Here is a 21,218-nt window from a genome sequence, read left to right on the forward strand (position 1 = left end):
GGCGGAGCGACACCGTCGCCGGCTTCGCGATGATGCGGCCGGCGACGCTAGATGACCTGCCCGCCGTGCGGGATATCACCGTTGCCGCCTACGCGCCTTATACCGACCTGCTCGGTGGACTGCCTTTGCCGGTTACCGAAGATTACGTGCCTCGCATCGCCCGCGAAGAGGTCTGGATCCGTGACGATGGCGATGCGGTTTCTGCGATTGCCGTTTTCGAACGGCATGCGGATCATCTTTTGATCTTCAGCATTGCCGTTGCGCCCTCCTTCCAGCGTCAGGGGCTAGGGAGCGAGCTGTTGCGGTTTGTTGATGCACAGGCGGAGGAATGCGGCGTGGCAGACGTGCGGCTCTATACCAATGCGCGGATGGAGCGAAACATCGCGCTTTATCGTGCCTATGGTTTTCAAGAAACGGGTCGCCGCCCGAACCCCTATCGGCCAGGGTGGACGCTGGTGGATATGGCCAAGCCCGCGGGGCAGATGGCGTCCGAACGAAACTAGTTGCGGCTTGAATTCGCCGCCATGAGGAGGATGGGATGACGAAATCCGGAAAGATCCGCGTTGGTATCGGCGGTTGGACCTTCGAGCCTTGGGAGGGCACGTTTTATCCCGACAGCCTGTCGAAGAAGCGCCAGCTCGAATTTGCCGGCAAGGAGTTGCGAGCGATCGAGGTCAACGGCACCTATTATTCATCGCAGAAGCCGGAAACTTTCGCCAGGTGGGCAGCCGAAGTCCCTGATGATTTCATCTTCTCGCTGAAGGCCAGCCGCTTCGTCACCAATCGCAAGGTTCTGGCCGAAGCTGGTGAATCCATGCAGAAATTCCTGACGCAGGGGCTGACAGAATTAGGACCCCATCTCGGGCCGATCCTGTGGCAGTTCGCGCCGACGAAGAAGTTCGAGCCGGAAGATTTCGAAGGCTTCCTCAAACTTTTGCCGGAAAAGCAGGACGGTCTGCCGCTGCGCCACGTCGTCGAAGTGCGCAATCCAACGTTCCAGGCGCCCGAGTTCGTCGACCTGCTGGAAAAATACAAGGTGGCCATCGTTCTGGCAGAACATGCGGACTATCCGATGATCGCCGATGTCACTGCCGATTTCGTCTATCTGCGCCTGCAGAAGGGCAGCGACGATATCAAGACCTGCTATGCCGCCGACAAGCTTGATCTCTGGGCGGATCGCGCGAAAACCTTTGCCGCCGGCGGGGAGCCGGGTGATCTCGCCAAGAACGCGCCCGATCGCAAGGCAAAGAAGGAGCCGCGCGATGTCTTTGCCTTCTTCATCACCGAGGGCAAGGTGAACGCGCCGAATGGCGCGCGTGAGCTGCAAAAGCGCGTTGATTGATGTCAAGTTCAGGCGCGGGGGACCTTCCCGCGCCTCTCCACGCGACCCTAATTGCTCACCCCCAAAACCTGAAAACGAATCAATTTGTAGTGCCCCTCACATCGGCGTTGGTTGTGCAATCGCGGTTGCCCCTGGGGATGCTATTTATGTGCTTTTTTACCCTTCAAAAATTTGATTTTTCGCCTGCCGCTGCGGCAGTGTCACAGGCAACCTGCCGAAGTGCCTGATTTACAAGGCATTGGCCGCTGTCCCCGTTTTCCACAGCCGATCCACACAACATCTAGCGCTCAAACTTCCGTCACAAACCACCCCTTGACGCCTTGGGACGATTCACGGTTAATGGATTTCACGTTGCGACGGCGGCGGACCGGATTGTTTTGAGCCCGGTTCATTTCACGAAATCGTCGGTTCTGACATGCGGCAAACGCGGGTTCCCCGCTTGAGCCGCAGTGAGGAATCCTGTGCGCTTTTTCGGGCCCGCTTGAGCAACTTTTGGCTGGCATAAAGAAGCTGTTGATACTATATTTAGTGTTTGCAGGCAGCCTATCTCACAAGATACAGGGTCACCCAGATCTGGGTTTCCCTTCATGGATGGAAGCTGAGACTGGCTGCGGAATGCCTCCGCGGTCGGGCGGGGACACTTGCGCCTGTGGCGGGCGCTCGCAACACGAAGGACACGGGATAATGCTGATCGAACGTCGTTTCACCAAGGCTGGGCAATCCGCCTATGCGGAGATCGAATTCCGCAAGGCTACGAGTGAAATCAAGAATCCCGACGGCTCGATCGTGTTCCGTCTGGCCGATATCGACGTGCCGGCCCAGTTCAGCCAGGTTGCCGCCGATATCCTTGCCCAGAAGTATTTCCGCAAGGCCGGCGTGCCGGCGAAGCTGAAGCGCGTCGAGGAGAATGATGTCCCCTCCTTCCTCTGGCGCTCGGTTCCCGACACGGATGCGCTGAAGGCGCTGCCGAAGGACGAACAGTACGGTTCCGAAACCGATGCCCGTCAGGTTTTCGATCGCCTGGCCGGTACCTGGGCCTACTGGGGCTGGAAGGGCGGCTATTTCGCCAGCGAAGAAGACGCCTCCGCCTTCCGTGACGAACTTGCTTATATGCTCGCCACCCAGCGCGTTGCGCCGAACTCCCCGCAATGGTTCAACACCGGCCTGCATTGGGCCTATGGCATCGACGGCCCCGGCCAGGGCCACTTCTATGTCGATCCCTTTACCGGCAAGCTGACCAAGTCCAAGTCGGCTTACGAACACCCGCAGCCGCACGCCTGCTTCATCCAGTCGGTTGCCGACGACCTCGTCAACGAGGGCGGCATCATGGACCTGTGGGTGCGTGAAGCGCGCCTGTTCAAGTATGGCTCCGGCACCGGCTCCAACTTCTCGCATCTGCGCAGCGAAGGCGAAAAGCTCTCGGGCGGCGGCAAGTCCTCGGGCCTGATGTCCTTCCTGAAGATCGGCGACCGCGCAGCCGGCGCCATCAAGTCGGGCGGCACCACCCGTCGCGCCGCCAAGATGGTCGTTGTCGATATCGATCACCCGGATATCGAGGAATACATCAACTGGAAGGTCAAGGAAGAGCAGAAGGTTGCAGCGCTCGTCACCGGCTCGAAGGTCGTCGCCAAGCATCTGAAGGCGATCATGAAGGCCTGCGTCAACTGCGACGGCACGGACGACGCCTGCTACGACCCGAAGCAGAACCCGGCGCTCAAGCGCGAGATCCGCGCTGCCAAGCAGTCGCTGGTGCCTGAAAACTACGTCCAGCGCGTCATCCAGTTCGCCAAGCAGGGTTACAAGGACCTTGAGTTCAAGACCTACGACACCGACTGGGATTCGGAAGCCTATCTCACGGTTTCGGGCCAGAACTCGAACAACTCCGTCTCGATCAAGGACGACTTCCTGCGCGCCGTCGAAGCTGATGGCGACTGGCACCTGACCGCCCGCAAGGACGGCCGGGTGATGAAGACGCTGAAGGCACGCGACCTCTGGGAGTCGATTTCCTACGCCGCATGGGCGTCGGCCGATCCGGGCCTGCACTTCAACACGACGATGAACGACTGGCACACCAGCCCCGCCGCCGGTCCGATCCGCGCGTCGAACCCGTGCTCGGAATACATGTTCCTCGACGACACCGCCTGCAACCTCGCCTCGCTGAACCTGATGATGTTCAAGGACGCGGCGACGAAGCGCATCAACATCGCCGATTACGAGCACGCCGTGCGTCTGTGGACCGTCGTTCTCGAAGTTTCGGTGATGATGGCGCAGTTCCCGTCCCGCGAGATTGCCGAACTGTCCTACGAATACCGCACGCTCGGCCTTGGCTATGCCAATATCGGCGGCCTTCTGATGTCGTCGGGCATTCCCTATGACTCGACCGAGGGCCGCGCCATTGCCGGTGCGTTGACGGCGATCATGACCGGCGTTTCCTACGCCACGTCGGCGGAAATGGCGGCCAAGCTCGGTCCGTTCCCGGGCTTCGCGCCGAACCGCGACAACATGCTGCGCGTCATCCGCAACCACCGCCGCGCCGCTTACGGCGAGACGACGGGCTATGAAGGCCTCTCGGTCAACCCGGTTGCGCTGATCCATGGCGAAAACCCCGACCAGGACCTCGTCATTCACGCCATGAGCGCCTGGGACAAGGCGCTGGAACTCGGCGAGAAGCACGGCTACCGCAATGCCCAGGCAACCGTCATCGCGCCGACCGGCACGATCGGTCTTGTCATGGACTGCGACACGACTGGAATCGAGCCCGATTTCGCGCTGGTGAAGTTCAAGAAGCTCGCCGGTGGCGGCTACTTCAAGATCATCAACCGCGCCGTTCCCGAGGCTCTGCGTTCGCTCGGTTACTCCGAGAGCCAGCTTGCCGAGATGGAGGCCTATGCCGTCGGCCATGGCAACCTCAACCAGGCGCCTGCCATCAACCCCTCGACGCTGAAGGCCAAGGGCTTCACCGATGAGAAGGTCGAGGCCGTCAACGCTGCCCTGAAGTCGGCCTTCGATATCAAGTTCGTCTTCAACCAGTGGACGCTCGGTGCGGACTTCCTCAAGGGTGCGCTGAAGGTTACCGACGAGCAGCTCGCCCAGATGGACTTCAACCTCCTGGAGCACATGGGCTTCTCGAAGAAGGACATAGAAGCGGCCAACATCCACGTCTGCGGTGCGATGACGCTCGAAGGTGCGCCGTTCCTCAAGAACGAACACCTGCCTGTCTTCGATTGCGCCAACCCCTGCGGCAAGATCGGCAAGCGTTACCTCTCGGTCGAAAGCCACATCCGCATGATGGCTGCCGCCCAGCCGTTCATCTCGGGCGCCATCTCCAAGACGATCAACATGCCGAACGAGGCGACCGTCGAGGATTGCAAGAACGCCTACATGCTGTCGTGGAAGCTGGCGCTGAAGGCCAATGCGCTCTATCGCGATGGTTCCAAGCTGTCGCAGCCGCTCAATGCCTCGCTGATCGAAGACGAGAATGACGAGGATGCGCTGGAGGATCTGATCCAGGCGCCGGCCGCTGCCCAGGCCGTGACCATCACGGAGAAGATCGTCGAGCGCGTCATCGAGAAGGTGATCCGCGCCCGCGAAAAGCTGCCGAACCGCCGCCAGGGTTACACCCAGAAGGCTGTCGTCGGCGGTCACAAGGTCTACCTGCGCACCGGCGAATTCGGCGATGGCCGCATCGGCGAGATCTTCATCGACATGCACAAGGAAGGCGCTGCCTTCCGGGCGATGATGAACAACTTCGCCATCGCCATCTCGCTCGGCCTACAATATGGCGTGCCGCTCGAAGAATATGTGGAGGCCTTCACCTTCACCAAGTTCGAGCCGGCCGGCATGGTGCAGGGCAACGACGCGATCAAGAACGCGACGTCGATCCTAGACTACGTCTTCCGCGAACTGGCCGTGTCCTACCTCGGCCGTCACGATCTGGCCCATGTCGACACGTCCGACTTCAGCAACACGGCGCTCGGCAAGGGTATCCAGGAAGGCAAGACGAACCTGATCTCCACCGGCTGGACCCGCGGCTACAAGCCGACCATCGTCGGCGGCACGGCTGATCGCACCAGTGAGCCGAAGGGTTCGGCGACAGCAGCCCCTGCCCGCGCCTCCTCCAGTGCAACGGTAACCTCGATTGCCGGCAACACCGTCCGCAAGATCGAACAGACAACGTCGATCGCAACTTCTGAAATCGTTGCCTTCAAGCGCGACTACGAAGAGCGCGCCGCCGAACTTGCCGAAGAGATCCCCGAGGAAACAGTCGAGACGGTAACGGAAGTGACGGCTCTGTTCTCCGACAAGGCGGCCGCAGAAGCGGCATCGGCCAAGTCGGACGCCAAGAAGCTCGAAGCCGAACGCCGCGCCCGCTCGATCATGCAGGGTTACACCGGCAACATGTGCTCCGAGTGCCAGAACTTCACAATGGTGCGCAACGGCACCTGCGAGAAGTGCGACACCTGCGGCGCCACCAGCGGCTGCAGCTGATCAGCTACGACACTGAAGCCACGTGGTGTAAGATGCGTGCAGTGAGACATTGAAGAAACAAAAGGCGCTCCTTAGAGCGCCTTTTGTGTTGGGGCAGGCTCCGGATTTCTGCCTGACCTTGCTTCCCGCATTTGAAACGTTACGGATTTGGTTTCTCTCTGACAGGAGAGGCAGGTGTAATGAGTGCATTCCGTCTATTGCTACTGCTGCCGCTTGTCTTGCCGGCTAGCTGCGCCTACCCGATTTGCAAGCAACTGAAGCCGGCAGCTCGTGTCTCCGTCCACGACACCAGCGAGGTCCCGATTGCGGGCGCGAAGGTGCATCTTTGGACAATTGTTCATCCTCATAATCGCCGCGGACTTGCCGAGGTGACGGAGACGGACGCATCAGGAATCGCACGCTTTCATAAGAAGGTGAATGGCGTGTTGAGGCGCTGGTCGTGCATGGCTACGACGTGTTCTCTTGGCGGTGGTGTGTCGCCAAACCCGGCTACGAGACGCGCCATCTCAGTTACGATGAGTGGCTCAGCACCAAATCGCCGATCGTCCTACGAGAAGGCGTATCGCAACCGTGTAAGGCGCCAGAGCCGTCGGGATGAAACACTTGGCAGCCAGCACAGATTATGTATCTGTTGCGGCTAGAGAGGCACCGCCGACCGTCGCAATTGTGCATCCGCAGTCTTTACCCATTCGCCCCGCTTATCTGGCTCGTTCCAAATGACAGCCCCCATCATCGACATCACCCTCGAAGATCCGAGCAAGGATGATCTGCGTGCGATCGTCACGACGCTTGACGCCTATAACGATGCGCATAGCGGCATGGTCGATCAGCCCGGTTTTGCCGTCTTCATTCGGGATCCCGAAACGAAGGCGGCAATCGGCGGGCTCTATGCGACCGATGGCTATGGCTGGGCTTTCATCCGCTATCTCGCCATACCGGAAAACCTTCGCGGCCAAGGTCTGGGACAGCGACTGATCGCCGAGGCGGAGAAGATCGCGCGGGATCGCGGCTACATCGGCCTATGGCTCGATACGTTCGAATTCCAGGCGCGGCCTTTTTACGAAAAGCTGGGTTTTGTGGTTTTCGGCCAGCTGGAGGGCGCGCCGGGCGCAATAGCGCGTTACTTCCTGAAGAAGCGGTTTGAGAATTAGCCGACAGCCAAAGACAGGTGGCATGCAGCTTCGCTGCGTATGATCAATGCGGGATGGATCAGTTACGGAGAGCGCCGCAGAGTTGTGGCGCGTCGACAAGAGTTCTGCCGTTCTTGGTGCGAGTGTTGCTTCGGTTGATCGGTGCGTGGGAGAGCGCAACCGTGCAACCGAAGCCTTTTTGGTGAAAAGCCCACTTCCATGGGATTTCAGGCTGCCTTCACCGGATTATTTCGGTGTAACGATGCCCTGGTAATAGTCGCCGTCGCCGCTGACATAATTCACACCACCGCCGCCCGTGGTTTGCGCACAGGCCGCCAAGGTGGAGAGAACGAGTAGCAACATCGCAGTTTTCATAGGCATTTGCTCCTTCAGCGTCGTTTGATCTTCGGCCGTGCGCTACGCCGAAGCGACGCATGACGATTTGACCCGCCAATTCTATGATACTCAACCGGGCATCTATCAAGGGCATTGATTGTTTAAAGCTAATTTGTGCTTGCCTGTGATGTGTTCAACGTCTGCGCGCATATTGGGCGCGGCAAATCGTTGGCGCTTTTGCACTCACAAGGGTGAGCGGGGCAAACAGCAGCACGCTTCTTTCAGCTTCTACAGCGCCGCGCGTCTTAGACGCGCAAAGGTCGCTGTAGCACTTTGAATTGCTGCAGGTTTTTATCCTTAAAACGAATAGGATTTAAGGAAACATGCAGTAGAACTCAGCCGCCTGCCCCTGGGAAAAGCCGAGGCGAAGGTTCACGTCGACAGGTGTTTGCCCGGCTGCTCGCGCTCCCGCCAGTAACGCAGCCTGAGGCGTGGAGCCATCAGCCAGGCGATGAAAGGCGTGAGGATGAAACATGTGACGACCACGACTGGCAGAGAATACTTGGCGTTGTCGGCGAGCACCGGGATGGAAAGCACGATCACCGCACCGATGCCGAAGAGCACGGCGTTGATCATCAGTCCAACCATGATGGCAAGTTGCAGGCGCACGGACATGTCGGCCTCCGTTGAAAAACCACCCAATGGGAACGCTGCCTTTTTCGAATGGTTCCGAAATCCCGATTGTAGCAGAAACGGCCTACTCGCGAAATGAGAGCACAAACCGGCCGCGGTTCGTTTTCTCCCTGTCGTTTCCGCACGGGTGCCCTATGCTTGTAGTCAAGCGACCGATCACCCGATTGGATTGGGATATGTGAGCTGTACCGCACAGCCCGATCCACTGCCGATCGCTTCAGTTTGAGGGAGACCCATGCCGAGCAGTCCATACGAAACCCTGGGCGTCAGCCGGGACGCCAAGCAGAAAGATATTCAGAGCGCCTACCGCAAGCTTGCCAAGAAACTACATCCCGATCTCAACCCCGGGGACAAGGGAGCCGAGGATCGCTTCAAGTCAGTTTCGGCCGCTTATGCGCTCTTAAGCGACGAGGAGAAGCGCGGCAAATACGATCGCGGCGAGATCGACGAAACCGGCGCGGAAACGGCGCCTCGGAACTTCTACCGCGATTATGCCGGCGCCAACGACACCGCCGGTCGCTACGAAAGCGCTCACGGCTTTTCGGATTTCGGCGATTCGGACGATATTTTCTCCAACTTCTTTTCTCGTCGTGGTCGGGGCCAACAATCGATGCGCGGGCGCGATGCACATTTCTCGATGGAGATCAGTCTGCTCGAGGCGGTCAATGGTGCCAAGAAGCAGATCAGCCTGCCGGGGGGCGGGCCGGCCCTTGATCTGACGATTCCGCCGGGCACACGCGACGGCCAGACGTTGCGCCTGCGCGGCAAGGGAGAGCCCGGCTCCAACGGCGCGGCTGCCGGTGACGCGCTGATCGACATCCGTGTGCGGCCGCATCCGCTGTTCCAGGTGGATGGTGAGGATGTGCGCTATGAGATCCCGATTTCGCTGAGCGAAGCCGTGCTTGGCGGCAAGATGCGCGTTCCGACCATGGATGGCGCCGTCAACGTCACGATCCCGCCGAACTCCAACACCGGCAAGGTCTTGCGGTTGAAGGGTAAGGGCATGCGCAAGCCGGGCGGTGGCCACGGCGATGCCTATGTGACGCTGAAGATCACGCTTGCGCCGCAGGCCGATCCGGCGCTCGCCGCCTTCGTCGAGGGCTGGGCAGCCGGAAAGGCGGAGGATCCACGCAAGAACCTGGGAGGCAACGCATGAACGACAGCGAGTTTTGCGAACACCTCGAAATCGAGGTCACGGTGCTACGGGTCTGGGTCGAGCAGCGCTGGCTTGTGCCGCGCCATGCCGACAGAGGTTGGATATTCGAAGACGATGATCTTGCCCGCGCCCGCCTGATCCAGGACCTGACTGGCCCCATGGGCGTCAACGACGACGGCGTCGACGTCGCCATGCAACTGCTCGATCAGATTCACGGCCTACGCGGCCGGTTGAGTGCGTTGATGACGGCAATCCGCAGCCAGGATCCGGATATTCAGAGGCTGATACTGTCTCGTGTGGACGACGAATAATCCACCGCGATCGCCGGCATCGCGACAAGACCGACGGTTTCGGCAACAAGCAAGGTGTCGACGAATTCCGTCAGGTCAGCCATCCGGTCGTCGCTGAAGCTGAACCTGTCCAGGATTTCCGTATCGAACCATGTGTCGGAAGGAACGAAGCGGATGGGCCCAACCCGATGGGCGTAAACCGTGTTACCGTCGACGTCGAGCTGAACCGTCTTCATCTGGCTCAAATCCCAGGCGTCGACCAGGCCGCGAAAAGCGGAGCGCACTGCTTCCGGATTGCTGACCTTCTGGGTCATGGCCCCAAGACGGCCGCTACCGACGATACGGAAGCTGAAGGTTGGATGCAGACAGGCCAGCATGGCCTCAAGGTCGTTGGCATCGCGCGCTGCATAGAGCGAGTGCACGGTTTGCTCGAGCGCGGTGCGATCTGGCATCAAATTGCTCCCTTGTGAAATCTGGGCACGCCTTTTGTATCCGGGGTGAGTGTGCGCGTATTTAAGGCATGTCGCAAGTATATGCGAAGGCTGCAGTACAACCTCAGCCTGGCGTTCGTCTTTGCTGGCCTGTGGTGGCAACGCCTGCCGTCGCCCGGGCGACTGACCCAAGCGTCGAGGCAAAGAGAGCAATCAGGGTGGTCTTCAACCTGTGCGTTCCCCCGTCGGGGATGCCCGAAGTGTCCGGCCTTCATGCCCGAGGGATGGATCGCATGGGCGCATCCCGACATAGACTCTTCGAAAACCGATCCGCACCGCCCTTAGAAGCAATCGTTAGGATTCGACTAAAAGGCGACCGCCAATTTTCACCCAGCTTCAAGCGAAACAGCGCAAAAAGGAAAGGATTAATAGCAAGGAAGGCAGGGGAACAAGGTGGTACAGGTCGTCACGGTATCCGCGACCACAGCGGCTTATGCGGCGGAAGCCGTCAAGCCGAAGGCGCGCGTGTCCGGCGATGGCCCGGCCGATGAGGCGATCACCTTGCTTTCGACCCGCCGTTCCAGCGAGCCGACGATCACCCAGGCATCTATTCCCAAGATGAAGGGCGCCCTGCCCCTGTCGTTGATGCTGATGAGCGCCGATGGCCGCCTGCCGCAGCAGAGCGAGGCGGAAACGCTACGCCGATATCTCGAATACATGCGCGACGACGGGGACATGCCAGAATGGCGCGAAAACGAAAGCCGGCAGGAAGATCCCGCCGGCCAAGAGGATGAGAACGGCGCCGCCTGAGGCAAAGCCCTTCGTCTCATCAGGTCCTTCAGTGGTGCTTGTGCCCGCCGGTTGCCGCAGCGCCGCCGGCCGCCGTTCCCACGGCAAGCGTGGCATCGACCTTGCCAGCCTTCTCGAAGACCAGCGTAACCGGCACGGTTTCACCCTCGGCAAACGGCTTCGACACCTGCATGAACATCAGATGCAGGCCGCCGGACTTGAGCTCGACGGTCTCGCCGGCCGGGATGGCAACGCCGTCATCGAGCTTGCGCATCTTCATCACGTCGTTTTGCATCGCCATTTCGTGGATCTCGACGCGACCCGCGACCGGGCTCTCGACTGCGACCAGGCGATCGTCGGCGCCGCCGCCGTTCTTGATCGTCAGGAAGCCGCCGCCAACCTTGGCGCCCGGCAGCATCGCCTTGGCCGCGCCGCCAAAGATTTCAAGGTCGCCCAGCTTGACCGGGCCGTCCGTGGCCATCTGCCCGCCGTGTCCGGCATGCTCGTCGCCACCGGCGGCAAGCGTCACCGTCACCGTGGGCGCCGGGCTCTTCAGGTCATGGGCGCTCTGCCCCTCGGCTGCTACCTCGTCCCACACCACCTTGCCGTCCGTGCCGCACAGCTGAACCGTCGGGAAGGCAAGCACGGTTTCCTTGTCGAAGCCCGAGATCTTACCTTTGACGACGAAGGTATCGTAGAACTCTTCGGGCAGATTGCCGCCCTTCCAGCGGATCTCGATTGGGCCGGAAGAGACCTTCTCGCCGTGATTGTCATAGGTCTTCTGGTAGTCGCCCTTGATGATCTCCAGCTCCCAACCCGGTTTCGGCTGCGGCTTGGCGAAGACGAAGCCTTCCGGCAGCTTCATCTGCACCTCGGTCGTTGCCTTGCCATCGCAACCGTGCGGAACCTGCAGCACCGCCTTGAAGCTCTTTTCGGATTGCGCGCTGTCGGTTTCGAACGTCGCATGGGCGTGGGCGACGCCAGCGGTTGAAAGCGCCAGGCCGAGGGAAAATATAGTCAGTGCGGTCTTGTTCATGTCGTACACTCCTGACCACGTGCCGGTCAGAGCCCGGTTCTGTCGTGGTCGATGCCGCCATCGCGGCGCATTGAAATTGAATGCGTGGGGAAGCGTTACGACTGGTGGGGAGGTCCGCGCGGCGGCGGCAGAAGGCGCAGATGCCGGACGGTAATTTCGTCTTGCGCGCGGTGCAAATCGGCAAGCCAGTTGCCGGTCTCGGCGCGTTCGCTATGTTGCGGCGGCGTCGGCAGCAGGGCAGCCACCGCAAGCCGGCAGGCCTCGCAGACCGGCGCCATCGATGGCGATTTGCCGTTGTCGATGCCATCCATGCCGAAGCAGATATCGGCGATGGTGCCATCGGGTAGCTGATAGGCTGCGATCTCTGCAGGCGTCAGGCTTTTTGCCATCGCCGGCTTGTGGGCGAAGGACAGGAAAACAAGCGCGAAAGCGGCGACGATGCGCACAGCGATCCGCAAATGTCCCTTACACCTAGTCATTGTCGTCCCCGGTATCGATCCTGAGTTATCCTCAAGCGGAGGAGAATGCAAAGACAGAATTGACGCACCCCCAGTCCGGCGATGGGAAGTGCTGCGACAAAAATGTGTTTGACCGCGACACCGCCCCCTTGCCAAGTTCACAGGTTCGCCGTTATTTGGAGGCGATCTTGTTGGGAGAAACCGGTTCGTTCCGGTGCCGAAGGAGCAACCGCCCCGGAAACTCTCAGGCCAAAGGACCAGCAAGGTGCCGGTAGGACTCTGGAGAGAAGCGTTTTTTTGCGCTCGCCGAAGGGATAACAATCTCAGGCAAAGGGACAGAGGGGGCTCGAATTTGACGGCGTTTGACGCCGGAAGTGTGAGCCGGCGCGCGTGCGCGCCAGACCTGGAGGCCGGAGTTGGAAGAGATTTCCCATTTGAAACATACGCCGCTGCATGCGTTGCATCTGTCGCTGGGTGCCCGCATGGTGCCCTTTGCCGGCTACGACATGCCGGTCCAGTACCCTGACGGCGTGATGAAGGAGCACCTGCATACGCGCACCGCGGCAGGTCTGTTCGACGTTTCTCACATGGGCCAGGTCATCGTTCGGCCAAAGTCCGGCAAGATTGAGGACGCAGCGCTGGCGCTGGAAAAGCTGGTGCCCGTCGATGTGCTCGGCCTTGGTGAAGGCCGGCAGCGCTATGCGATCTTCACCAATGCCGAAGGCGGCATTCTCGACGACCTGATGATCGCCAACCGCGGCGACCACCTCTTCCTGGTGGTCAACGCCGCTTGCAAGGATGCCGATTTCGAGCACCTGAAGAAGGGCCTCGCCGACACCTGTGAAGTCACGATGCTCGACGACCGTGCGTTGATCGCGCTGCAGGGCCCCCACGCAGAAGCAGTTCTTGGCGAATTGTGGGCCGATGTTTCGGCCATGCGCTTCATGGATGTCGCCGAAGCCGACCTGCACGATGTAGCCTGCATCATCTCCCGGTCCGGCTATACCGGCGAAGACGGTTTCGAGATTTCCATTCCCTCGGTATCGGCCGCCGACGTCACGCAGCGGTTGCTCGAACACCCTGATGTCAAGCCGATTGGCCTTGGCGCGCGCGATTCGCTGCGTCTCGAAGCCGGACTTTGTCTCTATGGCAACGATATCGATACTTCGACCACACCGGTCGAGGGCGCGATCGAGTGGGCGATGCAGAAGGCGCGGCGCGCCGGCGGTGCCCGCGAGGGCGGCTTTCCCGGTGCGGACCGGATTCTTGGCCAGTTCGCAGACGGCGCCAAGCGCCGTCGCGTCGGCCTGAAGCCAGAGGGCCGCGCGCCCGTGCGCGGTGGTGCCAATCTTTTTGCCGACACCGAGGGCAAGACGCTCGTCGGCAAGGTGACTTCGGGCGGCTTCGGCCCCACCGTCGATGGCCCGATTGCCATGGGCTATGTCGACGCCACCCATACCGACAACGGCACGACGGTTTATGCGGAGGTGCGCGGCAAATATCTGCCGGTCGTCGTCGCCGCCCTGCCCTTTGTCAAACAAACCTACAAACGCTGATCAGGAGAGAGCGCAAATGTTGAAGTTCACCGACGAACACGAGTGGCTGAAGGTCGAAGCTGGCGTAGCAACGGTCGGCATCACCGAACACGCGGCCGGCCAGCTCGGCGACCTCGTTTTTGTGGAACTGCCGGAAACTGGCTCCACCTTTGCCAAGGGCGACACGGCGGCAACGGTTGAATCCGTCAAGGCGGCATCCGACGTCTATTGTCCACTTGATGGCGAAATCGTCGAAGTCAACCAGGCGATCGTCGACGACCCGTCGCTGGTCAACAGCGATCCGCAGGGCGCTGCCTGGTTCTTCAAGCTGAAACTCGCCGATCCGAACGCAGCCGACGCCCTTCTCGACGAAGCGGCCTACAAGGAGCTCGTCGCCTGATGAGCATGCCCAAGGACTTCACCTTTACCGACTACAAGCCGTATGACTTTGCCAACCGGCGTCATATCGGCCCGTCGCCGGCGGAAATGGATGAGATGCTGAAGGTCGTCGGTTATCCGTCGCTCGACGCGCTCATCGATGACACCGTGCCGCCGTCGATCCGTCAGAAGACGCCTTTGGCCTGGGGCGCGCCGATGACCGAGCGTGAAGCGCTCGACAAGATGCGCGAAACGGCCAACCGCAACCAGAAGCTCGTGTCGCTGATCGGCCAGGGCTATTACGGCACGATCACGCCGCCGGTCATCCAGCGCAACATCCTGGAAAATCCGGCCTGGTACACGGCCTATACGCCCTATCAGCCGGAAATCAGCCAGGGTCGTCTCGAGGCGCTGCTCAACTACCAGACGATGGTCTGCGACCTGACCGGCCTCGACGTTGCCAACGCTTCGCTGCTTGACGAAGCGACGGCTGCCGCCGAAGCCATGGCGATGGCCGAACGTGTGTCGAAGTCCAAGGCGAAGGCCTTCTTCGTCGACGAGAGCTGCCACCCGCAGACGATTGCTCTGTTGAAGACCCGTGCCGAGCCGCTCGGCTGGCAGATCGTCATCGGCAATCCGTTCACCGATCTCGATCCGGTCGACGTCTTCGGCGCCATCTTCCAGTATCCGGGCACCTACGGCCACGTGCATGACTTTACCGGCCTGATCGCCCGCCTGCACCAGGCCGGCGCGATCGCGACGGTCGCGGCCGACCCGCTGGCGCTTGCCCTCTTGAAGTCGCCCGGCGAAATGGGTGCCGATATCGCCATCGGCTGCACCCAGCGCTTTGGCGTTCCGGTCGGCTACGGTGGTCCGCACGCTGCCTACATGGCCGTCAAGGACGCGCACAAGCGCTCGATGCCCGGCCGTCTCGTCGGCGTCTCGGTCGATGCACGCGGCAACCGCGCCTATCGCCTTTCGCTGCAGACCCGCGAACAGCATATCCGCCGCGAAAAGGCGACGTCGAACATCTGCACCGCGCAGGTGCTGCTGGCCGTCATGGCCTCGATGTACGCTGTTTTCCATGGACCGAAGGGCATCAAGGCGATCGCTCAGAGCGTTCACCAGAAGACCGTTCGCCTCGCCATGGGCCTCGAAAAGCTTGGCTACACTGTCGAACCGGACGTGTTTTTCGACACGATCACCGTCGATGTCGGCAAGCTGCAGGGCATCATCCTCAAGACTGCCGTCGCCGAGGAAGTGAACTTGCGTAAGATCGGCGAAACCAAGATCGGCATCAGCCTCGACGAGCGCTCGCGCCCCGTCACGCTCGAAGCCGTCTGGCGCGCCTTTGGTGGTGACTTCAAGGTAGAAGAGTTCGAGCCGGGCTATCGCCTGCCGCAGCCGCTGCTGCGCACCAGCGAATACCTGACGCATCCGATCTTCCACATGAACCGCGCCGAAAGCGAAATGACGCGTTACATCCGCCGTCTTTCGGACCGCGACCTGGCGCTCGACCGGGCGATGATTCCGCTCGGTTCCTGCACGATGAAGCTCAACGCTACGGCGGAAATGCTGCCGATCACCTGGCCCGAATTCGCCGAAATCCATCCTTTCGTTCCGAAGGATCAGGCGGCCGGCTACCAGCACATGATCGAAGACCTGTCGGATAAGCTCTGCGCCGTCACTGGCTATGACGCGATTTCCATGCAGCCGAACTCCGGCGCACAGGGCGAATATGCCGGTCTGTTGACGATCCGCGCATACCACCTGGCACAGGGCAACGACCATCGCGACGTCTGCCTGATCCCGACTTCGGCGCACGGCACGAACCCGGCGTCCGCCCAGATGGCCGGCATGAAGGTCGTCGTCATCAAGGTGAGCGACAACGGCGACATCGATATGGATGATTTCCGTGCAAAAGCCGAGCAGTACGCGGAAAACCTCTCGTGCTGCATGATCACCTATCCCTCGACGCACGGCGTGTTCGAAGAGAACGTCCGTGAGGTCTGCGAGATCGTGCACAAGCACGGCGGCCAGGTCTACATGGACGGTGCAAACATGAACGCCATGGTCGGCCTTGCCCGCCCCGGCGACATCGGCTCCGACGTCAGCCACCTGAACCTGCACAAGACCTTCTGCATCCCGCATGGCGGCGGCGGTCCTGGCATGGGCCCGATCGGCGTCAAGGCGCATCTGGCACCCTACCTGCCGGGTCACCCGGAAACGGATGGCAATGACGGTGCGGTTTCGGCTGCTCCTTTCGGCTCGGCCTCGATCCTGCCGATCTCCTGGAGCTACTGCCTGATGATGGGCGGAGAAGGCCTGACCCAGGCGACGAAGGTGGCGATCCTCAGCGCCAACTACATCGCTGCTCGGCTGAAGGGCGCCTACGAAGTGCTCTACAAGTCGTCCAAGGGTCGTGTCGCGCATGAGTGCATCATCGACACCCGCCCGCTGGTCGAAAGCGCCGGCGTGACCGTCGACGACGTGGCCAAGCGCCTGATCGACTGCGGTTTCCACGCTCCGACCATGAGCTGGCCGGTTGCCGGCACGCTGATGATCGAGCCGACGGAATCGGAGACCAAGGCTGAGATCGACCGCTTCTGCGAGGCAATGCTGGCAATCCGCGAGGAAGCCCGCGCCATCGAGGAAGGCCGGATGGACAAGGTCAACAACCCGCTGAAGAACGCTCCGCACACGGTCGAAGACCTGGTCGGCGATTGGGATCGTCCCTACTCGCGCGAACAGGCCTGCTACCCGCCAGGCGCTTTCCGGGTCGACAAGTACTGGTCGCCGGTCAACCGGGTCGACAACGTCTTCGGTGACCGAAACCTGGTCTGCACCTGCCCGCCGCTGGAAAGCTACGCGGAAGCAGCGGAATAAACCGATGACAAGCGGGGCGCGCCCGATGGTGCGCCCCGATCTTACCCTACTGATCAAGCACGACGCCGCGCGGCGGCAGGGTGTTTTCTATCCAGAAGCGGACGAAGGCCTCGGCGAATTGCCTGTAGCCCGAAAGCGACGACGGCTTGGCCGCATAGGCGTTTGCACCGGCCTTGTAGGACCGGAAAACGTCGCTCGGATTGGTGGACGACGTCAGCACGATGACCGGCACCACCGATGTGCCCTCATTGCTGCGAATGCGCTCCAAGAGTTCCATCCCGTCGACACCGGGCATCTTGATATCCAGAAGCACATAGTCGAAGTGCTCGTGCCCGAGGCGCGCCACGGCCTCGTCGGCGTGGGTGACATGGACGATGTCGAGCGTGTCGTCGGTCTGTGAAAGGGCACGCGTGACGAAACGCGCGTCGTGCACGTTGTCCTCCACCACAAGCAATCGCTTCGGTGACTTGGCCAATCTTGTCGCCTTACTTGGTCTTCCGCATGCGCTTGGGAAGCGTCACCACAAATCGTGCGCCTTCGGTGAAGCTCGTGTCAAGATGGATCGATCCGTTGTGGCTTTCGGCGATCCGCTTGGCAAGCGCAAGGCCGATGCCCGTGCCGCCATAGGTGCTTTCGTCGTGGTGCAAGCGCTGGAACACTTCGAAGATGCGCGTGGCGAATCGCGGGTCGATGCCGATGCCATTGTCCTCGACCGCAAGCTCCACCTGCTGGCCGACGGCGCGGCCGTTGACGCGCACGATAGGCCCGCGATCCGGATGTCGATACTTGATGGCATTGCCAACAAGGTTTTGCACCAGCCGGCGCAACAGTTCCGGATCGCCCTGGACCTTCGGCAGCGGACCGATCTCGAAGGCCACATTCGCCTCGCGCGCGTGACCGCCGAGAACGCCCAGAGTATCGGCGACGATGTCGCCGAGGTCGACATCGGACCATGTGCTGATCTGATAGGCAATCTGCGAATAATCGAGCAGGCTGTCGATCACCCGGTTCATCCGCCTTGCGCTGTCGCGCAGATGGCGGGCGCTGGCCGAAACCTCATCCTGATTGCCGGCGGCCAATTCATCCTCGATCATCTCGGAGAACATCGAAATGTGCCGCAAGGGTGCCTTCAGGTCATGGGAGACCGTTGCCGTGAACTGATCGAGGGCCTCGTTCTTGTGCTCGAGCTCCTGTCGCTGGCGCTCGAGCGTCAGTTCCGCGCGCTTCAGTTCGGTCACATCGACGCGCAGGACGACGGTGTTTCCGTCCTTGGTCTTGATATTTTCAACCCTCAGCCAGCGGTCGCCGGCGTAGCGGTAGATCTTCGCCCTGTTGTCCGGTTGACGAAAGTCCTGCAGCCGATGCGCCACCCAGGCGGGCCAATCCGGGTTACCGGGCAAGGCTTCGGGATAGTGCCCCTCCTTCTGCGCAAGCAGAAGGATCTCTTCGGCGGTCATGCCAGGGTGAAGCAAGGGGCCGGCTGGGCCGCAGATCGTCACATAGGCGCGATTGTAGACCAGCAACCTTTCCTCGGCATCGAAGATTGCGAAACCTTCCGGCATAACGTCGAATGCTGCGTCGAGCATGTCGGACGCCCGCTGTCTCTCAAGCACGGCCTTGGCGAGATCTGAGACGTCGCGGATGATGCCGATCAGGGCCAGTTCCCGTCCGGCGGCATCGATCAGCGGCGTGGTGCGCAGATGGCCCGAGAATGTCGAGCCGTCGCGCCGGATATAGCTGTAGGTCGAGGTGCGCGCGATCGTCTCGTCGACCCTTGCCGCGCGATTGCGCAGCCGCCTCAAGTATTCGTCGTCGTCAGCATAGATAAGGCGCGCCGGTTGGCCGATGAACGCGTCGGCCGCATAGCCGAATTGCGTGAGTGCAGCTGGGTTGGCGGAGCGAATGATGCGCTCAGCGTCGAGGATGATCACCGGATCCGGAAAGGTCTCATAGAGCGCATTGAAGACAAGTTCCTCGTCGAACGCCGTCACGCCCATCTCCCCCAGTTACGCGACCGCATATCAGCAGAAAAAAGGCCCGGCGAAAACCCGGGCCTGCCATCTCTCGAAACACAAGGAGCGTATCAGTTCGCGCGCACCACGGCGTCGCCGCGCTCCGCAAGCGCTGCCAGATCGGCCGGCTTCAGCTCGACCGATTCGCCGCATCCGCAAGCTGACGTCTGGTTGGGGTTGTGGAAGGTGAAGCCGGAGCGAAGCGTCGTCACCTCGAAATCCATCTGGGTGCCGAGCAGGTAAAGCACCGCCTCCGGCGCAACCCAGACCTTGGCACCAGCGTGCTCGATCAGATCGTCCTTTGGATTGGGCTCGGTGACGAGATCCACGGCATACTCCATGCCGGCACAGCCGCCCTTCTTGATGCCGACGCGGATGCCCAGGGCATCGCCACCTGCATTTTCAACGATCGACTTGACGCGCCCGGCGGCTGCATCGGTCAAGCTCATCACGGCAAAGCCCATCGGCCTTTTCTCCTTGTCGTCACCGGGGTAAAGGCCCGGCGCCTTCCAGAATCAAATGTAGTGTCCGCAGCTTAACGGATCAATATGGCGCCTTGCGGTCAGTACCAACCGATGGCCACCTGTGCCTCTTCCGACATGCGGTCAGGCGTCCACGGCGGATCGAAGGTCATAGAGACCTCGACTCCCGACACGCCTTCGACGGCGCCCACCGCATTTTCGACCCAGCCGGGCATCTCGCCGGCGACGGGGCAGCCCGGCGCGGTCAACGTCATGTCGATCTTGACCATGCGGTCATCTTCGATGTCGATCTTGTAGATCAGGCCGAGCTCGAAGATGTCGGCGGGGATTTCCGGGTCGTAGACGGTCTTCAGCGCGCTGATGATATCGTCGCTCAGACGTGCCAGTTCTTCGGACGGGATTTCCGAATGCACGATGCCCTCGCGCACGTCGATCTTGTCTTCCGTTGCATCCAGGCTCATGTCGGCCTCCTAGACTTTCTCTTTCAGTTCAGATGCTTGAGTTGAAACTCTGAACCATTTTCCAAACCCGATCAGGCGAAGAACTTGCGCGCGTACTCAAGCGCGTCAGCCAATGCGTCCACTTCAGCCCGCGTATTGTAGAGGCCGAAGGATGCGCGGCATGTGGAGGTGACGCCGAAGCGTTTCAAGAGCGGCTGCGCACAATGGGTGCCCGCGCGAACTGCGACGCCGGCGCGGTCGATCACCGTCGAGATGTCATGGGCGTGAACGCCTGCGATCTCGAAGGAAAAGATGCTGCCCTTATCAGGCGCATTGCCGAACACTTTCAGCGAGTTGATCCTCGACAGGCGCTCGCGCGCATAGGCGGTCAGGTCGGCTTCGTGCCTGGTGATCGCCGCCCGGCCGATCTTTTCCATGTAGTCGAGCGCGTAGCCAAGCCCGATCGCCTGGACGATCGGCGGCGTTCCGGCTTCGAAACGATGCGGCGGATCGTTGTAGGTGACGCGGTCTTCGGTCACTTCCTCGATCATTTCACCGCCACCCATGAACGGGCGCATTTCCTTCAGGCGGTCCATCTTGCCGTAAAGCACGCCGATCCCCGAGGGACCGTAGAGCTTGTGGCCGGTCATCACGTACCAGTCGCAGTCGATGTCCTGCACGTCGACAGGCATGTGGACTGCGCCCTGGCTGCCGTCGACCAGCACCGGAATGCCGCGCTCGCGGGCAATCCGGCAGATCTCCTTGACCGGTACAACGGTGCCCAGAGCATTCGACATGTGGGTAATGGCGATGAGCTTGGTGCGCTCCGTCAGGCACTTGACGAAATCTTCGATGTGGAACACGCCATCGTCGTCGATCGGCGCCCAGACCAGCTTGGCGCCCTGGCGTTCGCGGATGAAATGCCAAGGCACGATGTTAGAGTGGTGCTCCATGATCGACAGCACGATCTCGTCGCCCTCGCTAAGCTTCGGCATACCGTAGCCATAGGCGACTGTATTGATCGCCTCGGTGGAGGATTTTGTGAAGATGATGTTGTCGGCCGATGGCGCGTTCAGGAAGCGGCGCACTTTCTCGCGCGACGCTTCATAGGCCTCGGTGGCGGCATTCGAGAGGAAATGCAGGCCCCGATGCACGTTGGCGTATTCGTTGGCGTAGGCATGGCTCACCGCGTCGATGACTGACTGCGGCTTCTGCGCCGATGCGCCGTTGTCGAGATAGACAAGCGGTTTGCCATAGACAGTCCGGGACAGGATCGGAAAATCCTTGCGGATCGCTTCGACGTCATAGGCTGGCACCGGCACAGTGTGTTCCATGT

Annotated in this window: 20 protein-coding genes and 1 riboswitch; of the genes, 10 read left to right on the forward strand and 10 right to left on the reverse strand. The window is 61.0% G+C overall.

The genetic code is table 11. The annotated features are described in order from the left end of the window. Positions 1–29 precede the first annotated feature (29 nt). From ASD52_RS28795 to ASD52_RS28810, 4 genes are all read left to right on the forward strand, one after another. Entirely contained in the window at positions 30–503 is a 474-nt protein-coding gene (locus tag ASD52_RS28795) for a GNAT family N-acetyltransferase (RefSeq protein ID WP_057208748.1), read from the forward strand. A 35-nt stretch (positions 504–538) separates the two neighbouring features. Beyond that, positions 539–1,342 carry a DUF72 domain-containing protein gene (locus tag ASD52_RS28800; RefSeq protein WP_025427102.1) on the forward strand — a complete coding sequence of 268 codons (804 nt, stop codon included), beginning with the start codon at positions 539–541 and terminating at the stop codon, positions 1,340–1,342. Between the two features lie 684 nt (positions 1,343–2,026). Continuing rightward, positions 2,027–5,830: a vitamin B12-dependent ribonucleotide reductase gene (locus ASD52_RS28805; RefSeq protein WP_057208619.1), complete on the forward strand. Its 3,804-nt coding sequence runs from the start codon at positions 2,027–2,029 to the stop codon at positions 5,828–5,830. A 716-nt stretch (positions 5,831–6,546) separates the two neighbouring features. Continuing rightward, on the forward strand, positions 6,547–6,981 hold the full coding sequence (locus tag ASD52_RS28810) for a GNAT family N-acetyltransferase (RefSeq protein ID WP_025427104.1): 435 nt from the start codon (positions 6,547–6,549) through the stop codon (positions 6,979–6,981). 225 nt (positions 6,982–7,206) lie between these two features. On the opposite strand, the gene ASD52_RS40665 is transcribed toward ASD52_RS28810, so the two are convergent. Both ASD52_RS40665 and ASD52_RS28815 read right to left on the reverse strand, forming a co-directional pair. Further along, entirely contained in the window at positions 7,207–7,335 is a 129-nt protein-coding gene (locus ASD52_RS40665; protein WP_255569869.1) for a hypothetical protein, read from the reverse strand. A gap of 393 nt (positions 7,336–7,728) precedes the next feature. Continuing rightward, a complete protein-coding gene (locus ASD52_RS28815; RefSeq protein WP_025427105.1) occupies positions 7,729–7,971 on the reverse strand; it encodes a hypothetical protein in 243 nt (80 codons plus the stop codon). A 253-nt stretch (positions 7,972–8,224) separates the two neighbouring features. On the opposite strand from ASD52_RS28815, the gene ASD52_RS28820 reads away from it, so the two are divergent. Together ASD52_RS28820 and ASD52_RS28825 are read left to right on the forward strand one after the other, a co-directional pair. Further along, positions 8,225–9,145, forward strand: a complete 921-nt coding sequence (locus ASD52_RS28820) for a J domain-containing protein (RefSeq protein ID WP_057214350.1) — start codon at positions 8,225–8,227, stop codon at positions 9,143–9,145. Next, positions 9,142–9,456, forward strand: a complete 315-nt coding sequence (locus tag ASD52_RS28825; RefSeq protein ID WP_057208621.1) for a chaperone modulator CbpM — start codon at positions 9,142–9,144, stop codon at positions 9,454–9,456. The genes ASD52_RS28820 and ASD52_RS28825 overlap by 4 nt, the downstream gene beginning before the upstream one ends. Here the strand turns inward: ASD52_RS28825 and ASD52_RS28830 are convergent. Beyond that, entirely contained in the window at positions 9,420–9,887 is a 468-nt protein-coding gene (locus tag ASD52_RS28830; RefSeq protein ID WP_025427107.1) for a nuclear transport factor 2 family protein, read from the reverse strand. The two genes, ASD52_RS28825 and ASD52_RS28830, sit on opposite strands and share 37 nt — an antisense overlap. Positions 9,888–10,319: 432 nt before the next feature. Here ASD52_RS28830 and ASD52_RS28835 point away from each other — a divergent pair, with 432 nt between their 5' ends. After that, complete coding sequence (locus tag ASD52_RS28835; RefSeq protein WP_025427108.1) at positions 10,320–10,676, forward strand: hypothetical protein; 357 nt, start codon at positions 10,320–10,322, stop codon at positions 10,674–10,676. A gap of 28 nt (positions 10,677–10,704) precedes the next feature. Here ASD52_RS28835 and ASD52_RS28840 read toward each other — a convergent pair whose 3' ends face one another. After that, entirely contained in the window at positions 10,705–11,691 is a 987-nt protein-coding gene (locus tag ASD52_RS28840) for a DUF1775 domain-containing protein (RefSeq protein WP_057214347.1), read from the reverse strand. A gap of 95 nt (positions 11,692–11,786) precedes the next feature. Further along, positions 11,787–12,170, reverse strand: coding sequence for a hypothetical protein (locus tag ASD52_RS28845; protein ID WP_057208627.1), 384 nt, complete (start codon positions 12,168–12,170; stop codon positions 11,787–11,789). Positions 12,171–12,331: 161 nt separating this feature from the next. After that, positions 12,332–12,419: riboswitch (glycine riboswitch) on the forward strand. A 146-nt stretch (positions 12,420–12,565) separates the two neighbouring features. Here ASD52_RS28845 and gcvT point away from each other — a divergent pair. From gcvT to gcvP, 3 genes are read left to right on the forward strand one after another with little or no spacing between them, the layout of a single operon-like run. Further along, positions 12,566–13,705: a glycine cleavage system aminomethyltransferase GcvT gene (gene gcvT, locus ASD52_RS28850; RefSeq protein ID WP_025427111.1), complete on the forward strand. Its 1,140-nt coding sequence runs from the start codon at positions 12,566–12,568 to the stop codon at positions 13,703–13,705. 16 nt (positions 13,706–13,721) lie between these two features. Next, positions 13,722–14,084, forward strand: a complete 363-nt coding sequence (gene gcvH / locus ASD52_RS28855; RefSeq protein WP_025427112.1) for a glycine cleavage system protein GcvH — start codon at positions 13,722–13,724, stop codon at positions 14,082–14,084. Further along, a complete protein-coding gene (gene gcvP / locus ASD52_RS28860) occupies positions 14,084–16,948 on the forward strand; it encodes an aminomethyl-transferring glycine dehydrogenase (protein ID WP_025427113.1) in 2,865 nt (954 codons plus the stop codon). Before gcvH ends, gcvP begins: the two co-directional genes overlap by 1 nt. A 46-nt stretch (positions 16,949–16,994) precedes the next feature. Here gcvP and ASD52_RS28865 read toward each other — a convergent pair whose 3' ends face one another. The 5 genes from ASD52_RS28865 to ASD52_RS28885 form a co-directional block, all read right to left on the reverse strand. After that, positions 16,995–17,423 (reverse strand): response regulator, encoded by a 429-nt coding sequence (locus tag ASD52_RS28865; protein WP_025427114.1) that lies wholly within the window; start codon positions 17,421–17,423, stop codon positions 16,995–16,997. 10 nt (positions 17,424–17,433) lie between these two features. Then, positions 17,434–18,939, reverse strand: a complete 1,506-nt coding sequence (locus ASD52_RS28870) for an ATP-binding protein (protein WP_158071672.1) — start codon at positions 18,937–18,939, stop codon at positions 17,434–17,436. A gap of 92 nt (positions 18,940–19,031) precedes the next feature. Then, positions 19,032–19,424 (reverse strand): Fe-S cluster assembly scaffold SufA, encoded by a 393-nt coding sequence (gene sufA, locus ASD52_RS28875; protein ID WP_025427116.1) that lies wholly within the window; start codon positions 19,422–19,424, stop codon positions 19,032–19,034. A gap of 98 nt (positions 19,425–19,522) precedes the next feature. Continuing rightward, the gene (locus ASD52_RS28880) at positions 19,523–19,903 is read right to left on the reverse strand and encodes an SUF system Fe-S cluster assembly protein (RefSeq protein WP_025427117.1); all 381 of its coding nucleotides are present in this window, start codon (positions 19,901–19,903) and stop codon (positions 19,523–19,525) included. Between the two features lie 71 nt (positions 19,904–19,974). Beyond that, positions 19,975–21,216, reverse strand: coding sequence for a cysteine desulfurase (locus tag ASD52_RS28885; protein ID WP_057208634.1), 1,242 nt, complete (start codon positions 21,214–21,216; stop codon positions 19,975–19,977). Positions 21,217–21,218: the final 2 nt, after the last annotated feature.

Origin of the sequence: Ensifer sp. Root142, assembly GCF_001426785.1 — a bacterium.
Lineage (GTDB): Bacteria > Pseudomonadota > Alphaproteobacteria > Rhizobiales > Rhizobiaceae > Ensifer > Ensifer canadensis.

What these genes read in the sequence shown, in the direction of transcription:
- ASD52_RS28805 (WP_057208619.1), top strand. Translation starts at nt 2,027, where the DNA reads ATGCTGATCGAACGTCGTTTCACCAAGGCTGGGCAATCCGCCTATGCG.
- ASD52_RS28815 (WP_025427105.1), bottom strand. Translation starts at nt 7,971, where the DNA reads ATGTCCGTGCGCCTGCAACTTGCCATCATGGTTGGACTGATGATCAAC.
- ASD52_RS28800 (WP_025427102.1), top strand. Translation starts at nt 539, where the DNA reads ATGACGAAATCCGGAAAGATCCGCGTTGGTATCGGCGGTTGGACCTTC.
- ASD52_RS28840 (WP_057214347.1), bottom strand. Translation starts at nt 11,691, where the DNA reads ATGAACAAGACCGCACTGACTATATTTTCCCTCGGCCTGGCGCTTTCA.
- ASD52_RS28820 (WP_057214350.1), top strand. Translation starts at nt 8,225, where the DNA reads ATGCCGAGCAGTCCATACGAAACCCTGGGCGTCAGCCGGGACGCCAAG.
- ASD52_RS40665 (WP_255569869.1), bottom strand. Translation starts at nt 7,335, where the DNA reads ATGAAAACTGCGATGTTGCTACTCGTTCTCTCCACCTTGGCGGCCTGT.
- gcvH (WP_025427112.1), top strand. Translation starts at nt 13,722, where the DNA reads ATGTTGAAGTTCACCGACGAACACGAGTGGCTGAAGGTCGAAGCTGGC.
- sufA (WP_025427116.1), bottom strand. Translation starts at nt 19,424, where the DNA reads ATGGGCTTTGCCGTGATGAGCTTGACCGATGCAGCCGCCGGGCGCGTC.
- ASD52_RS28885 (WP_057208634.1), bottom strand. Translation starts at nt 21,216, where the DNA reads ATGGAACACACTGTGCCGGTGCCAGCCTATGACGTCGAAGCGATCCGC.
- ASD52_RS28830 (WP_025427107.1), bottom strand. Translation starts at nt 9,887, where the DNA reads ATGCCAGATCGCACCGCGCTCGAGCAAACCGTGCACTCGCTCTATGCA.
- ASD52_RS28795 (WP_057208748.1), top strand. Translation starts at nt 30, where the DNA reads ATGATGCGGCCGGCGACGCTAGATGACCTGCCCGCCGTGCGGGATATC.
- gcvP (WP_025427113.1), top strand. Translation starts at nt 14,084, where the DNA reads ATGAGCATGCCCAAGGACTTCACCTTTACCGACTACAAGCCGTATGAC.
- ASD52_RS28825 (WP_057208621.1), top strand. Translation starts at nt 9,142, where the DNA reads ATGAACGACAGCGAGTTTTGCGAACACCTCGAAATCGAGGTCACGGTG.
- ASD52_RS28880 (WP_025427117.1), bottom strand. Translation starts at nt 19,903, where the DNA reads ATGAGCCTGGATGCAACGGAAGACAAGATCGACGTGCGCGAGGGCATC.
- ASD52_RS28810 (WP_025427104.1), top strand. Translation starts at nt 6,547, where the DNA reads ATGACAGCCCCCATCATCGACATCACCCTCGAAGATCCGAGCAAGGAT.
- ASD52_RS28845 (WP_057208627.1), bottom strand. Translation starts at nt 12,170, where the DNA reads ATGACTAGGTGTAAGGGACATTTGCGGATCGCTGTGCGCATCGTCGCC.